The 15,821-nt window shown below is 31.5% G+C and carries 16 protein-coding genes; 2 read left to right on the top strand and 14 right to left on the bottom strand.

What is annotated here, in order from left to right:
• Nucleotides 1–143: 143 nt before the first annotated feature.
• The 5 genes from B5464_RS01920 to B5464_RS01900 all read right to left on the bottom strand — a co-directional run bounded on the left by B5464_RS01920 (nucleotide 144) and on the right by B5464_RS01900 (nucleotide 6,289).
• On the bottom strand, nucleotides 144–2,357 hold the full coding sequence (locus B5464_RS01920; RefSeq protein WP_079736970.1) for a xanthine dehydrogenase family protein molybdopterin-binding subunit: 2,214 nt from the start codon (nucleotides 2,355–2,357) through the stop codon (nucleotides 144–146).
• The gene (locus B5464_RS01915; protein ID WP_154066916.1) at nucleotides 2,350–2,817 is read right to left on the bottom strand and encodes a (2Fe-2S)-binding protein; all 468 of its coding nucleotides are present in this window, start codon (nucleotides 2,815–2,817) and stop codon (nucleotides 2,350–2,352) included. The genes B5464_RS01920 and B5464_RS01915 overlap by 8 nt, the downstream gene beginning before the upstream one ends.
• Nucleotides 2,818–3,058: 241 nt before the next feature.
• Entirely contained in the window at nucleotides 3,059–4,804 is a 1,746-nt protein-coding gene (locus tag B5464_RS01910; RefSeq protein ID WP_079736969.1) for a M14 family metallopeptidase, read from the bottom strand.
• 6 nt (nucleotides 4,805–4,810) lie between these two features.
• Nucleotides 4,811–5,269, bottom strand: a complete 459-nt coding sequence (gene coaD / locus B5464_RS01905; protein ID WP_079736968.1) for a pantetheine-phosphate adenylyltransferase — start codon at nucleotides 5,267–5,269, stop codon at nucleotides 4,811–4,813.
• Nucleotides 5,270–5,311: 42 nt separating this feature from the next.
• Entirely contained in the window at nucleotides 5,312–6,289 is a 978-nt protein-coding gene (locus B5464_RS01900) for a D-alanine--D-alanine ligase (RefSeq protein WP_079736967.1), read from the bottom strand.
• 91 nt (nucleotides 6,290–6,380) lie between these two features.
• Here B5464_RS01900 and B5464_RS01895 point away from each other — a divergent pair, with 91 nt between their 5' ends.
• The gene (locus B5464_RS01895; protein WP_079736966.1) at nucleotides 6,381–6,938 is read left to right on the top strand and encodes a PASTA domain-containing protein; all 558 of its coding nucleotides are present in this window, start codon (nucleotides 6,381–6,383) and stop codon (nucleotides 6,936–6,938) included.
• Nucleotides 6,939–6,999: 61 nt separating this feature from the next.
• Nucleotides 7,000–8,049, top strand: a complete 1,050-nt coding sequence (locus B5464_RS01890) for an RluA family pseudouridine synthase (RefSeq protein ID WP_079736965.1) — start codon at nucleotides 7,000–7,002, stop codon at nucleotides 8,047–8,049.
• Nucleotides 8,050–8,118: 69 nt separating this feature from the next.
• Here B5464_RS01890 and B5464_RS01885 read toward each other — a convergent pair whose 3' ends face one another.
• The 9 genes from B5464_RS01885 to htpG all read right to left on the bottom strand — a co-directional run bounded on the left by B5464_RS01885 (nucleotide 8,119) and on the right by htpG (nucleotide 15,775).
• Nucleotides 8,119–8,592 (bottom strand): DUF6428 family protein, encoded by a 474-nt coding sequence (locus B5464_RS01885; RefSeq protein ID WP_079736964.1) that lies wholly within the window; start codon nucleotides 8,590–8,592, stop codon nucleotides 8,119–8,121.
• Between the two features lie 4 nt (nucleotides 8,593–8,596).
• Nucleotides 8,597–9,220 carry a low molecular weight phosphatase family protein gene (locus B5464_RS01880; protein WP_079738955.1) on the bottom strand — a complete coding sequence of 208 codons (624 nt, stop codon included), beginning with the start codon at nucleotides 9,218–9,220 and terminating at the stop codon, nucleotides 8,597–8,599.
• 11 nt (nucleotides 9,221–9,231) lie between these two features.
• On the bottom strand, nucleotides 9,232–9,558 hold the full coding sequence (locus B5464_RS01875; protein WP_079736963.1) for a helix-turn-helix transcriptional regulator: 327 nt from the start codon (nucleotides 9,556–9,558) through the stop codon (nucleotides 9,232–9,234).
• Between the two features lie 114 nt (nucleotides 9,559–9,672).
• Complete coding sequence (locus B5464_RS01870) at nucleotides 9,673–10,455, bottom strand: SDR family oxidoreductase (protein WP_079736962.1); 783 nt, start codon at nucleotides 10,453–10,455, stop codon at nucleotides 9,673–9,675.
• A gap of 77 nt (nucleotides 10,456–10,532) precedes the next feature.
• A complete protein-coding gene (locus B5464_RS01865) occupies nucleotides 10,533–11,048 on the bottom strand; it encodes a GNAT family N-acetyltransferase (RefSeq protein WP_079736961.1) in 516 nt (171 codons plus the stop codon).
• A gap of 7 nt (nucleotides 11,049–11,055) precedes the next feature.
• A complete protein-coding gene (locus tag B5464_RS01860; protein WP_079736960.1) occupies nucleotides 11,056–11,943 on the bottom strand; it encodes a neutral zinc metallopeptidase in 888 nt (295 codons plus the stop codon).
• 76 nt (nucleotides 11,944–12,019) lie between these two features.
• Nucleotides 12,020–13,027 carry a transglutaminase domain-containing protein gene (locus tag B5464_RS01855; protein ID WP_079736959.1) on the bottom strand — a complete coding sequence of 336 codons (1,008 nt, stop codon included), beginning with the start codon at nucleotides 13,025–13,027 and terminating at the stop codon, nucleotides 12,020–12,022.
• Between the two features lie 6 nt (nucleotides 13,028–13,033).
• A complete protein-coding gene (locus B5464_RS01850; protein ID WP_079736958.1) occupies nucleotides 13,034–13,672 on the bottom strand; it encodes a carboxypeptidase-like regulatory domain-containing protein in 639 nt (212 codons plus the stop codon).
• A 198-nt stretch (nucleotides 13,673–13,870) separates the two neighbouring features.
• The gene (gene htpG, locus B5464_RS01845; protein ID WP_079736957.1) at nucleotides 13,871–15,775 is read right to left on the bottom strand and encodes a molecular chaperone HtpG; all 1,905 of its coding nucleotides are present in this window, start codon (nucleotides 15,773–15,775) and stop codon (nucleotides 13,871–13,873) included.
• Nucleotides 15,776–15,821: the final 46 nt, after the last annotated feature.

Below are 15,821 nucleotides of genomic sequence, written 5' to 3'. Positions count from 1 at the left end.
AAGTTGTAGTGTTTTTATTAGTATTGGTTGTAAGCGCTTGTTTTGTAGGCAAGTATGCGCCTTGTACAATATACAATATTTAAACTTAAAAAAAGGTTTTATGTTGCATATTTATTCAAAGAGATACCAAGGGTTTTTAACAATTACACAAACCCAGCATTTGTTAATGGCAAACTTCTTACACGTTGCCCTGTAGCTTTAAAAATGGCATTGCAAATAGCAGGTGCCATTACAGGTACACCAGGTTCTCCTACGCCTGTTGGTGGTTCGTGCATTTTATCCATTATGTGTATGTGTATATTTGGGGCGTCTTGCATGCGTGCCATTTGGTAATCGAAAAAATTATGTTGCTTAACAGCACCATTTTCTGTAGAGATTTTGCCGTACATAGCTAAAGACATTCCAAAAATGGCTGCACCTTCTAATTGGTTTTTAATATTATCTTTATTCAAAGCCAAACCACAATCTATCGTAGTAAATACATTTTCTATTTTTACTTTTTTATCAATAACAGAAACTTCTACAATAGTGGCTACATAGCTATAAAAACTATAATGTATGGCAACACCCATACCGTGGTTTTTAGGAAGCTTTTTACCCCAATTGGCCATTTTAGCGGTTTGTTTTAACACTGCAATCATTCTGTTAGTGCGATATTGCAATGCTGTTTTTTCTAAACTTGGGGTTTCTTTGCTTAGTAAATCTAAATGTATTTGTACAGGATCTATATTCCCTGCAAAGGCCAATTCGTCTACAAAAGAGTTGTTACCAAAACCACTGTGAATATGCACTACAGAACGCAGCCAGCCAATTCTAAGGTTGGCTTCTGCCTTTACGTTTTCTAATCTAAAATTTGGAATTTGATATGGGTTTTTGGTAAAACCTTGGCCAAGTTCAAAACCAGAGGCATAATCAGACAAAGGTTTGAAAGAAGAAACAATAGAAGGAAACCCAACTCTTTGCAACCAACCGGTTACTTTACCGTTTAACAAACTTCCTTTTAAATATTGTGTACTTGTTGCATGGTAAAAGCTATGTTGTATATCGTCTTCTCGCGTCCAAACTACTTGTACCGGCGCGTTTATTTTTTTTGAAATAGTTACGGCTTCAACTACAAAATCTGACTTTGATTTTCTACCAAAACCACCACCTAAAAATGTAACGTTAATGGTGATGTTTTCAATCGGAATTTCAAAAAAGTGTGCTAATTCACTTCTAGCGGTTTGTGGATCTTGTACAGGTGCCCAAACCTCTATTTTATCATTTTGAAACCAAGCAGTAGCATTGGGCACCTCCATAGGCGCGTGTACTAAAAAAGGTACATGGTAGGTAGCTTCTACTACTTGATCTGCATGTTTAAAAGCGGTATGTACGTTTCCGTTACCACCAGGTACTAATTTACCTCTTTTGTGTACACGTTCTGTAAGTGTTTGTTTAAATTCTTCTGTATTATAAGTAGCATTGTCACCATAATTCCATTCGATATCTAAAGCTAGTTTACCTTGAAAAGCTGCCCAAGTATTGTTGGCAACTACGGCAACTCCACCGAACATACCAAAGAATTTTCCGGTAGGTGGCGTACGTCTTTCTAATGCTATAATTTGTGAAACACCCGCAACTTTTTCTGCCTTATTTTTTTTAAAACTCTTTACAGAGCCAAATGCTACCGGACATCTGGCAACGGCTGCAAATTGCATGTTTGGTATTCTTACATCGATACCATAAGTGGCGGTTCCGGTTGTAAAACCTTTTAAATCTACACTTTTTAAGGTTTTACCAATGTATTTAAAATCGGCTACTTTTTTTAACTGAATTGTTGCTTCTTTTGGGACTTCTAATTGAGACGCCAATGCCACCAAATCACCATAAAATAACTTGTCGTTAGTTAAGGTGTTTATAATAAAATGATTTTCTGCTTTGCAATCTTTTTCAGCAATGTTCCATTTTGTGGCTGCCGCAGAAATCAACATCATTTTAGCTGCTGCACCCATTTTACGCATGAGTTCTAATCTTGTTCTTACACTTCTAGAACCGTCTGTGTTTTGGTTTCCGTATTTTTCATGCCCTGTTGCTTGTTTTACTTTTACGTATTGCCAATCTGCTTCTAATTCATCTGCAATTGCAGAAGCTAAAGAGGTTCTTATGCCTTGTCCCATTTCAGATCTAGAAGCAATTAAAGTAATTGTACCAGCGGTATCTATCTGTACAAATAGATTAGGTTCAAAAAAATCTGGATTTATTGTGGGTTTAAATTTCTTGTCTATTGTGGTTGATGTGCATCCTAAAATTATTCCACCAGAAGCCAAACCAAATAGTTTCACAAAATTTCTTCTGTCTATTTTTTGTATGTTACTCATCTGTTTTGTTTTTTAGAGCTACTGCTTCATGAATTGCTTTTCTAATACGAGTATAAGTACCACACCTGCAAATATTATTACTCATGGCTTTGTCTATATCTTGGTCTGTTGGGTTGGCCACATTGTCTAGTAGTGCAGTGGCTGCAATTAATTGCCCAGACTGACAATAACCACATTGTGGTACATTAATTTCTGACCAAGTTTGTCTTAAGATTTCTAAATTTTTAGAACTCCCTTCGATTGTAAACACTTGCTTGTCTAGAGCGTAAGAAACCGGTACACTGCAAGATTTGGTTAATTTACCATCTAATAATACAGAACAAGCACCGCATTGGCTAACACCGCAACCAAACTTAGTACCTGTTAAGCCAACAATGTCTCGAATTGCCCAAAGAAGTGGCATGTCTTCTTGTGCATTTATGGTATATGTTTTTCCGTTGATAGATAAATTTGTATTCACTTATAGACGTTTTAAAGTCTACAAGTTACAAATAAAAAAGAGTTTGTTGCTTATTTTAAGTGATGGGTTTTTGTGTAATGTAAAGCAAGAGTTTATGGGCTAATTAAAAGCAAAACCATTGTTTGTATAATACAAAAATAGATTTGCAATCGCTGTTTAAAGCTTTTACAAATCTATTGATGTTGTCTATTTTAATAGGGTAGTATCTTTTAAAGCGTATAAGTATCGCTTTGTAAAAAGTTTAATACAATTTATAAACCGGCAGTAATAAATGTGCAGGCTCGTAATGCGGCGTTTGTTTGTACACAAAATCTAATTGTGCTCTTGGGTTTTTGGCAAAATTGGCATCATTTTTAATCTTTTCTGCCAAGGCGATTTTTAATTCAGGGTTTTCTGAAAGGTATTGTTCGGCAATATCCTCAAAAACATAAGCAGAATAGCCTTCTTTTTTCTGTAAAATAGTATCAAAGAAATTCCAATTAAAAAATGAATCTGTAGCTTCTGCTTCTAAAGTTTCTATAAGATATCTAAGTCCGTTTTGATTTGTAGGAATCAACAAATCGCCTGCCTTAAATGCAACTTCTTTTGTTGTTTTTACAGTTTCTGTACCATAATGTAAATAGTGGCCTTCGTACGCAGCACTTCTAGTTTTAAAATCTTTAATATGAGAAACCTCTACAGTAATTGTAGTGTCGTTTTTAAAACGAGTATAGGCAATGGCATTATTATCTAATCGATCTACAACTTTATGCCAACCTTGTTTTAAAATATAAGCATTCGGAATCTCTATTTCTTTTGTAATTTTAAAATTGTTGTAGTAGTTGGTTTCTTTTTCAAATGGTTTTGTAGTATCGTAAAACAACCTTTTGCCAGTTGTAACTTTACTGTCTATATAACTAGCTTCATATCCTTTAAAATTTAGTGTTGTGGGTTTGGTATTATCAACGGCAAATGCAATTGGGTATTTTTTCTTAGCAAGAATTTCTTCGAGTGCCTTTGCTCTTAATTCTTTAATTTTTTCTGAATTTTTTTCTGTAAAATCAAAAGCAGAAAGCATTAGTTCATAAGTTTGTTCTACTCTAATTTTATAAGGTTTTAACATGTGTGTTTCTACCATTAAGCCCAGAGTGTTAAATAAAGTAGTGTACCCTGTAGAATATCTTGGCGAATCGAAAAATTGCGAAAAACCTGCCTCTGGTGTATTGCCCCAAACATTTACATACGGTGTAATAATAATGTTTTTTTCTTCTAAAGATTGTTCTATTTCTGGCCTCATGGTCGTTTCTAAAAAACTACCTAATTTACCGCCCAATTTATTGTGCTGTGTAAATAAATGAGTAATTGCATATTGATAGTCTGCACCGTTGCTAACATGGTTGTCTACAAAAACATCTGGTTGTACCGCATGAAAAATTTCTGCAAAAGCTGCCGCATTTTTAGTGTCTTGTTTTATAAAGTCTCTATTTAAATCGAAGTTTCTTGCATTGCCTCTAAACCCATATTCTAACGGACCGTTTTGATTGGTTCTTGTATGCGAATTTCTATTTAAAGAACCCCCAACATTATACACAGGTATTACTGCAATTAAAGTGTTTTTGTATTTTTCTTGTAAAGAATCATTTTGAACGATGTCTCTTAAAAGCATCATCGATGCATCAATTCCGTCTGATTCTCCTGGATGAATTCCGTTATTTATCAGAATTCTATTTTTAGAAGAATTGGTAATTTCATCAATATTATAAACACCTTCTCTATTGTAAGTAATTAGATGTAAAGGCTCGCCAGCATCCGTTTGTCCGAAGGTAAATACAGAGATTTCTGAATAAGCTTCTGCTAAATTTTCATAATACGTAATAATATCTTTGTATTCTGGTGTTTCTTTTCCTTTTGATTTTTCGAATTGTGTTGTAAAATCGATAGTGTCTTTTGCATCTTTATTACAAGAAATTATAAAAAGAGTTATGGCAAATAGTAGTAGTTTTTTCATGGTAATTTATTGTTTTACTCTAACAGGTTTCGGAACTAATTTGGTGTAATCACCATTATTTCTAATTACATCTCTTACAATAGAAGAAGAAATATAAGAAGTGCTAGCCGCAGTTAATAAAAACACTGTTTCTATAGCTGCTAAATCTCTATTGGTGTGTGCAATGGCTTTTTCGAATTCGAAATCTGCCGGATTTCTTAAACCTCTTAATATAAAATCGACATCATTTTGCTCGCAAAAATCTACTGTTAAACCTTTATAGGTAACCACTTTTATTTTTGGATTGTCTTTAAAACATTCTTCAATAAAGTTTTTACGTTCTTCTAACGAAAACATATATTTTTTATCGGCATTTACACCAATGGCAATAATCAATTCATCAAAAAGGGTAACACCTCTTTCGATAATATCGAAATGGCCTAGTGTAATTGGGTCAAAAGATCCCGGAAAAATTGCTCTTTTCATGTTTAATATTTTAAATTAGCTACAGTATAACTGTGGCATTTTTTAGTTGTTTAAAGCAGTAGTTATGGCATTGTCAAATAATGCAGCTAAAGTAATGCCTGCAGCTTGTGCTTGTTGTGGTAATATGCTTTCTTCTGTTAATCCTGGTACAGTATTCATTTCTAAAAAGTAAGGTTCTTCGTTTACAAAAATGTATTCAGATCTAGAAAAACCACGCATGTTTAAAATGGTATATACTTTTTTGGCAACTGCTATTACTTTTGCTTCTTGTATAGAAGAAATTCTTGCCGGCGTAATCTCTTGCGATTTGCCTTCGTACTTTGCTTCGTAATCGAAAAAATCGTTTTCAGAAACAATCTCTGTAATTGGTAACACTTTAACTTTACCTTGGTATTGAATAACACCAACAGAAACTTCTGTACCATCTAAAAAAGATTCGATTAAAATTTCTGAATCTTCTTTAAAAGCAGTTTCTATAGCGGGTAAAATTGCCTCTTTTGTATGCGCTTTAGAAATACCGTAGCTAGAACCTGCGTTGTTTGGTTTGATAAAACAAGGCAAACCTACTTTTTTTACAATAGCATCGATATCTATAAAATCGCCTTTATTGATGTAAATAGATGTTGCTGTTTGAATGCCATAAGCTTTTACTGCACTTAACGTGTCTCTTTTATTAAAAGTTAAAGCCATTTGATAAAATGGGGCAGAGGTGTGTTTTATATTGATAAGGTTAAAATACGCTAACAGCTGTCCGTTTTCTCCGGGAGCACCATGTATGGCATTAAAAACACAATCAAAAGTAACTTTAGCATTGTTATAAATAAAAGAAAAATCGTTTTTATCTATTGGGTATTCTTTCTCATTATGATCTAATACAACCCATTTTTCTTTAAAAATAAGGACTCTATAGACATTGTACTTGTCTTTATTTAGATGGTTATAAACTACATTTCCGCTTTTTAAAGAAATGTGAACTTCAGATGAATAACCACCCATTACTATGGCAATATTTTGCTTCATTTTATAAAAAATAATAAAACAAATTTATCAAAATATAAATAGAAATAGCAACGTTTAGTTTTTATATCTTTGCGTGATTAAAAAAATGATTATGAGTTTAATTCAGTTTTTAAAAAGTAAAACTTTTTTTGTACAAATAGCTATTGTAGTTATCGGTTTATTGGTGTTTGTTTTTGCACTAAAATTTTGGTTAGGTGTTACCACCAATCATAACCAAAAAATACAGGTTCCAGATTTGCAAAAACTCTCTTTAGAAGAGGTAGAAAGAAAGTTAACCGAATTAGATTTAACTTATAAAATTATAGATAGTGCTAGCTTTAATCCAGATTATCCAAAAAAATCTGTAATCGAACAAACACCTTTAGCAGGCGATTTTGTAAAAGAAAAACGTAAAATCTATTTAACGTTAAATCCGTCTAAATACAGAGATGTTACTATTCAGAATTTAAACGGAAGAACCAAAAGACAAGCATCTTCTCAATTAAGAGCAATGGGCTTAATTGTTGGTACAAACTACACGTATGTAAATGATATTGGTAAAGATGTTGTTAGAGGTTTGCGCTACAAAGGAAAAGTTTTAAATGAAGGCGATAAACTGCCTTTAAACTCTATTGTAGATTTAGTGTTAGGAGATGGTAACGGTAATTAATTTACTTTTTATTGTTGTATTGCGAGTAGTAAGTAATTAATTAGAAATAAAGAAAATCGGTTTGCAAGAAAATCAAAATCAAGATTTAGAAAAGGAAGAGTTGTACGAGCACCATAGGTTTACTGCTAGTGAAGGGCAAGTACCTTTAAGAGTAGATAAGTTTTTAATGAATTTTATTGAAAATGCTACACGTAACAAAGTACAACAAGCGGCAAAAGCAGGTAATGTTTTGGTAAATGATGTTGCTGTAAAATCGAATCATAAAGTAAAACCTCACGATGTAGTTCGTGTTGTGTTAGCGTATCCGCCAGCAGAAAATCTTTTGGTAGCAGAAGATATTCCTATCGATATTGTGTATGAAGATGATGCTGTTATTGTGGTAAACAAACCCGCAGGTATGGTTGTGCATCCTGGGCATGGTAATTATTCTGGTACTTTGGTAAACGGTCTAATTCATCATATAGAAAATTTACCAACCAATTCTAACGAAAGACCAGGTTTGGTGCATCGAATAGATAAAGATACTAGTGGTTTGTTGGTGGTTGCAAAGACAGAATTTGCAATGGCGCATTTGTCTAAACAATTTTATGACAGAACAACAGAACGTTTATATTATGCTTTAGTTTGGGGTAATATAGATGAAGATGAAGGAAGAATTGAAGGCAATATTGGTAGAAGTTTAAAAAACCGATTGCAAATGGCTGTTTTTCCTGATGGGGAATTTGGTAAACACGCTGTTACTCATTTTAAAGTTTTAGAAAGACTTACCTACGTAACCTTAGTACAATGTAAATTAGAAACAGGTAGAACGCACCAAATTAGAGCACATTTTAAGCATATTGGGCATACACTTTTTAACGACGAACGTTACGGTGGTAATGCTATTTTAAAAGGAACCACTTTTACAAAATACAAACAATTTGTAAATAACTGTTTTCAAGTATTACCAAGACAAGCATTGCACGCAAAAACCTTAGGTTTTACGCACCCAACTACGGGCGAGTTTATGCAGTTTAATTCTGAAATACCTTCGGATATCACAGAGTGTTTAGAAAAATGGAGGACTTATTCTGAAAACTCGAAAGACGTAGATTCAGACGATTTGTTATAGTCGATATTATGAAATAAAAAAACTGTTATCTATGTTAGATAACAGTTTTTTGCTTTTTATAGGTGTTGATTAACAGCAACCAGAGTTAGGACTGCAACTTGTTGCACCGCTATTTAATTCTGAAAATTGCAATTTTGGTTTCGAAGGTGTTATCCCGCAAGCATCTGGGGCTAAACAAGCGGTAACTTTAGATGTTAACAAAAAGTTTGTTCCGTCAAAATCCAATCCGTATTTACCAATAGTTTCTTTACCTTGATATTCAACTTCGATTTCTAAATCATCAAACTGAAACTTTTTTTCTGACAACTCAATAATATTTATCAATTTCTCTGGATGCAATCTATGGTCGTAATCATTCTCTTCCCACAATTGAAAATTGATAACTGTTTCATTTCTAACTCTGCCACCACAATCAATAAAATCTTTGGTGATTTTACCAACTTCTGTAACGTGAAAATGACTTGCTACCAACTCTCCGTTAGGTAATATAAAACCTATGGTATCTAAACCTTTTAAGTGATTTTTAATTTCTGATAATTTCATAAGGTTACTTTTTTATGTTAGAAAATATATAGAACATTTCTGTTGCTATTTGTAAACTTCTTTCTTGGTATTTTTCTGCTTGTTGTGGTGTATTGTCAAACATTTTTGGGTCATCGTAAGTAATTGGTATTCTTTTTTCTGCCCCAGCAATAAAAGGACAACCACCATCTGCTTGAGAACACGTCATGATTGCTGCAAAACCAGAAGCAGGATTAAATTTTGCATCGTATTTTTTAGAAAAACCAATTATAGGGTTTGTGTTGTCGTTAAACTTTATTGCATAAACAGGGTTTTTACTTTCAGACAATTCTAAAATTTCGAAACCTGTATTTTTTAAAGTTTCTGCAACCATAGGAAACATTGCTGTAGACTCTGTACCACCAGAATAAGTGGTAACATTTTTAAAATTAAAATAGTTGGCAAGTGTTTGTGCCCATATTTGCGTTAAATGGCTTCTTCTAGAATTGTGTGTACATATAAAGTTAATATTCGCATCTTTATTCGCAGTAACTTTACTTTGTACAAAATCTATAATCGGTTGTAAAACTTTTTTTCTATCCGTAGAAATGGTTTCTACATTTAAGTTTAAAATAGTATCTTCTAATTTATCGTACACTTTTTTTTCCATTAGACTTAAGATTAACAACAGTTGTTGGTTGGCGTTTTATTTAAAAATTGATTTAATATAGATGTAATTCTATTCCAATTATCTTCATTTATGCAATAGCAAACACTTGTACCTTCTATAGTACCTTTTATAATACCTACTTTTTTCAATTCTTTTAAATGTTGTGAAATTGTAGGTTGTGCGAGTCCTATTTCTTTTACTAAGTCTCCGCAAACACAAGTATTTAGTTTTATAATATGTTCTAGAATGGCAATTCTTGCCGGATGCCCTAATACTTTGGCAATGGCAGCAATTTCATTTTGTTGTTCTGTAAATATTTCTGACTTCGTTAATCCCATTCGTATTTGTTTATTGCAATATTACGATTAATGTTTTAAATAAAAAACAACTACTTCATTTTTTTACAAAAAATAGTGTAGTTGCTTTTTGATATATTAGACTCTAATTGTTTTTTATGAATTAGGATCTTGCATTTTCTTCACTTGTTTTAACAACACTTTTTTGGGTGTTATAGGTATTGCTTTTAACATTAATTTCTGCGGTAAACTAACGCCAGATATTATATCTAAATCTCCATTAAGCATTGCATTATAACCATCTTTAGCAACAGAATTGGCGTCTGCAGTATTTTTAAATAGAGAAGTTTTGTCCATACCAGAAGTTTTACCAAAATCGGTTTCTGTAGCACCTGGCATTAATGTGGTAACGGTTACGTTTGTTTCTGATAATTCTTCTGCAATAGCATTGCTAAAAGAAGTTACATAAGCCTTTGTTGCAAAATACACAGCTTGCATAGGACCTGCCATTAAACTAGCAGTAGAAGATACATTTAATATTTTACCGTCATTTTTTTCTACAAAAGTTGGTAAAAATAATCTTGTTAATGCTGTAAGCGCAACAATGTTTAATTGAATCATGTTTAGGTCTTCTTCTAACTTTCTTTCATGAAATTTACCAATTCCACCAAAACCCGCATTGTTAATTAAATAATCGATTTCTATTTTGCTATACTTTACAAAATTGAAAACCTCTTTTGCTGCATCTTTTTCTGTTAAATCTTTCTCTATAACAGATACGTGTATTTTATATTCTTTTTCTAACGCTTCTTTTAAAGCTAATAGTTTGTCTTTACTTCTAGCAACAATAACTAAATTGCCACCAGTTTTTGCATGAATTTTTGCAAATTCTTTTCCGATTCCGCTACTTGCTCCTGTAATTAATGCTGTTTTATTCATAACGTTTAGATTTATATATCAAAGATATTGTAAATTAAAAGTATAATTGAACGCAAATAACTGAAAGTTTAACGTTTTTAAAATTCTAGAAATAATAAATAGTTAGGTCTAGTTTCTGTGGCTGATATCGGAAAATCATACGAAGCAATTTTTTTGAAACCTACTTTTTTATAAAAATCGATGGCTCTAAAGTTTTTAATCCAAACGTATAACCAAATTCCTTTCTGATTTTCTTTTTGAATAAAATCTAGATTGTATTTAAAGAGTTCTTTTCCTAAACCTTTGCCAAAAAAATCTTCTACTAAATACAAACGTTCCATTTTGGTGACGTTTTCTAGATTGATATTTTCATTTTTCTGATTCAAAATAATTTTAGAAAATCCGGCTAAAGTATCATCAACATATAATAAACGATACTCGAAATTTTTATTGTTTATTTCTTTAAGAATGTTTTCTTCATTAAAATTCTCTTTAAGATACACATCCATTATATGCTTAGGTATTGCATCTTTATGTGGTAAATAAAATGCTTTTTTACCAACTTCGGTTAATTTTTTAACGTCTTTGCTGGTCGCTTTTCTAATAGTAAACATATTGTAATTATAAAGAACGAGCGTTAAAAGTATCACCTTGGTTTACATCGCCAGTTTCAAAACCTTTTTTAAACCAACGCATTCTTTGTGCAGAAGTACCATGTGTAAAAGAATCTGGTACAACTCTACCTGTAGATTGTTTTTGTAAACGATCGTCTCCAATTGCATGTGCAGCGTTTAAGGCTTCTTTTAAATCTCCGGCGTCTAAAATCAATTCCATGTTTTTAGCATGGTGTGCCCAAACGCCAGCATAAAAGTCTGCTTGTAATTCTAACATTACAGAAAGTTTATTGTATTCTGTTTGGCTAATTTTACCTCGCATCGATTGTACTTTTCTATTCATACCAGTTAAGTTCTGAATATGATGCCCAACTTCATGCGCAATTACATAAGCTTGTGCAAAATCTCCGGGCGCATTTAGTTTTCTTGCCATTTCTTCAAAAAAACTTAAATCGATGTATAATTTATCATCACCAGGGCAATAAAAAGGACCAGTTGCACTAGATGCACCACCACAAGCAGAAGTTACCGAACCTGTAAAAAGCACTAGTGTAGGCTCTTTGTAATTCGGAATAATTTTATTCCAAACGTCTTCTGTACTTCTTAAAACACGATTACTAAATGCAGCTAATTCATTTTCTTTAGCAGAACCTTTATAAGTAGTATTTTGTATTTGATTATTGGTATTTCCGGTTAAAAAGTTTAGAGGATTATTGCCTGTAAAATACATTACACCTGCAACTATTGCCACAATAATTAACCCTTTTTTAGAAGTAACTAATTTTAATAGCAAACCTATTAGCATTGGGTTTAATCCGCCACCAGAACTTCTACCAGAAGAAGCACCTCTTCTATCATCTACATTTGTACTTCTTCTATTACTTCTCCACTTCATATCTATTATGTTTAAAAATATAAAATTACTGTTTATTTTTAAAGTGTTAAAATAGATTGATGTTCAAAATGTAAATTTATTCTAAAACGTTAAAAGTTGAACTTGTAACTATTTCATTATTATAATATAGATGGATGTCAAATTTGCCTGTTTTTTTAAATTGATGTTCAATTGTAATTTGATTTGAGTTTTGTAAATCTAACTTTAAGTTGAGAACCTCGTTACCTTCATTAACTTTTAATTTTAATTTCTTTGGATTTATGGTTTTCGAAGTGTGAAAGTTTATAAAGCAAGAATCATTTTTAGATACATCGTTATTTAGTTTTAAAGATTTGGTTGGGTAAATTCCGTATTTAAAAGCGCCACCATAAACAATTGGATTTTCTGTAAAATTATTTTTTGATTTACTGTTGTTATCTATTAAAAACCATTTCTTTTTAAACGGATAATGTGTTTTAGAATATATTAACGGATTTTGTAAAAAGTATCCATCATTATAATCGAAAACAAATGCATTGTTATTTAAATCTGAATATCCACTTGACAATGTAGCATCTGCTAAATACCATTTATTATTAATTTTTACAGCATTCCAAGAATGGTTTGGGTTTTCTAACGTTAGTACGTTGTTACTTGAGTTTCTAACATAACCGTTAACGATCTCGCACTTTAGATTTATTAAGTTTGTCATCACTTTTAATAAGTACGCATAACCTGTACACATCGTTTTTTTGTTGTTCAATAACCTCTTAAAAACTTTTTTAGAATAATTTTTGTTCCAAATTGCATAGGCAATACTATCTTTTTTATGTCTTTTTCTAGCGTTATTAATGCGCTTATACATATAATAATCAGCTTTTATATTCATACAAATCCATGAGTATATAGCTCTAAATTTTTCTACATCTGTTTCTAAGTTTATTGTTAAATTATAGGTTAACAGTGGTAAGTTCTTTAAGTTTTCACCATTGTATAATTTAGCAATACTATCTGCTTTTGTAAAGTTTATGTTTTTAAAATCATTAAGCTGCGCACGAATCTCGATAGAAATTAAAAAGATTACAAAAAGTATAAAATACTTCATAAGAAACTAAGATTTCTTTTGAGATTTGTAAACATTTCTCACGTCTACAGCTCCCATTAATACATAATTATCTTCTGCAAATTTAATATTCATAAAAACTTTAGAACTATTATTGTTAGAGATTACTTTTACTTTTTTTGTAACATACCCTAAATATGAAAATACAATCACATCTCCTTTTTGTAATTTTTTCGGAAATGTAAATTCTCCATCAAAATTAGTTTCTGTACCAATGTTACTTCCTTCTAACATAACACTAACTCCAGGTAAAAAATCGTTAATATCAGACACTGTACCTTTTAAAATTATATTATTTAGTTTTTTTATTTGTTTCTGCTGATTATTCTTTTGGGCATGAATATTTCCTACTGATAGAAAAGAAATCATTGAAAACGCAATTCCTGTTAAAATGTTTATTCTTTTTCTAGGTTTAAAAAGGTGAATTTGTTTTTGAGTGAATTTTCCACAAGTATTTTTAGTAGATTTCATTTTAAAATAGTTTATTATTTGTGCAGATGTCATTTTAGAAAAATCAATAACTTCTTTTTGGCAAGAATTACAAAACCCACCTTTATCGGTTTTTTTAAATAAATTAAAATTTTCTTTGCAAGGACTTTTAATTTCTAACTGTAATTGTGTTTTCATGGTATGTATTTTAAAGTTATGTATCAAAACTACCTATTAACTTTAGGTTTGAAAATACAGTTTTAGGCAAATAGCTAGTTTGAAAGGTAAAGTATAGTTATGGGTTAGTAAACTTAAAATTTTTGCATAAAAAAACCTCTCTGAAAAACAGAGAGGTTTGTATTTGTGGTTTTCGCTAATACGAAAAACATCATTGTTTTACTTGATTAACTCGTAAGAACGTTTGATAAAGTTTGTTAATTCTTCACCATGTAATAGGTTTTGAGATAATTTTGCTAAATCAAAAGCCTGAGAAATCAATCCTTTTTGAGCTTCTTCATCTTTATTATTTAAAATCTCTGAAACTAATGGGCTGTTTGTGTTGACTACTAAATTGTACATGTCTGGAAAATTACCCATTCCCATCATTCCGCCACCACCAGTTGCTTGCATTTCTTTCATTCTTCGCATAAATTCTGGAACAGTAATTATAAACGGAGAAGAGTTAGAATCCATTGCTTCTAATTGAACAGTATAAGATTTAGAGTTTACAGCACTTTCTATAATTGGCTTTAATTTTTCTTTTTCTTCTTCTGTTAATTTAGAAATAACGTTATCGTCTTTCTTAATTAAATTATCTACATGATCGGCATCGACTCTTGTAAATTTAATTTTACCATCTCCACCTTCTAATTTTTGCATTAAGTGAGATATAATTGGCGAGTCTAAGATTAAAACTTCGTAACCTTTAGCTGTAGCTTCTTGTATGTAACTGTGTTGTGCATCTTTGTTAGCTGCATATAAAATTACATGGTTACCATCTTTATCTGTTTGAGTATCTTTTGTTTTTTCGATCAATTCATCAAAAGTGAAAAAAGTATCTGCAACCGTTGGGTATAAAGCAAACTTTTTAGCTTTGTCAAAGAATTTATCTTCAGACAACATTCCGTATTCGATAATTACTTTAATATCGTTCCATTTTGTTTCAAAATCTGCTCTATCTTTTTTGAATAAAGAAGATAATTTATCAGCAACTTTTTTAGTAATGTAACCAGAGATTTTTTTAACAGCACCGTCTGCTTGTAAATAAGAACGAGAAACGTTTAATGGAATATCTGGTGAGTCGATAACACCTTTTAACATCTGTAAAAAGTCTGGTACAATTCCTTCTACATTATCTGTTACAAAAACTTGGTTTTGATACAATTGGATTTTATCCTTTTGCATATCCATGTTTTGAGATAACTTAGGAAAGAATAAAATACCTGTTAAATTAAAAGGATAATCTACATTTAAGTGAATGTGAAATAAAGACTCTTCGAACTGCATTGGATACAATTCTCTGTAAAAATTATCATAATCTTCTTTCTCTAAATCTGCAGGTTTCTTAGTCCAAGCAGGTTCTGTATTATTAATAATTTTGTCTACAGTTATTTGTTTGTGCGGTTCTGTAGTTTCTTTACCGTCTTTATCTTTTGTAGTTTTAGGTGTAAACTCTGGATCGTTAATTTCTTTTGTTCCAAATTTAATTGGCACTTGATTAAAACGATTGTATTTCGTTAATAAACCTTCAATTTTACTTTCTTCTAAAAACTCTAAAGAATCATCTGCAACATGTAAAACAATTTCTGTTCCTCTGTCAGACTTATCATGTTCTACCAAGGTATACTCTGGCGATCCATCACAAGTCCAATGCGCTGCAGGTGCATCTTTAAATGATTTTGTAATAATTTCTACTTTGTCTGCAACCATAAAAGCAGAGTAAAAACCTAAACCAAAATGCCCAATAATACCAGCTTCGTTGTCTTTGTATTTGTCTAAAAACTCTTCTGCACCAGAAAAAGCAATTTGGTTAATGTATTTCTCAACCTCATCGGCAGTCATACCAAGACCTTGATCTTTAATAGTAATTGTTTTGGCATCTTTGTTAATGCTAACCTCAATTTTTGCGTCTCCTAATTCAGTATCTGCTTCACCAATAGCAATTAAATGCTTTAATTTAGAAGTAGCATCTGTTCCGTTAGAAATTAATTCACGTAAAAAGATTTCGTGATCTGAGTATAAGAACTTTTTAATTAACGGAAAGATATTCTCTACCGATACATTAATATTTCCTTTTGCCATTTTGTATATAGTTTAAAATTTGACTTTATTATTTTGATATATCAAT

The organism is Polaribacter sp. KT 15, from assembly GCF_900143115.1.
Classification (GTDB): Bacteria; Bacteroidota; Bacteroidia; order Flavobacteriales; family Flavobacteriaceae; genus Polaribacter; species Polaribacter marinaquae.
The sequence above is the reverse complement of the archived record's forward strand: the minus strand, read 5'-3'. Positions and strand labels throughout refer to the sequence as shown.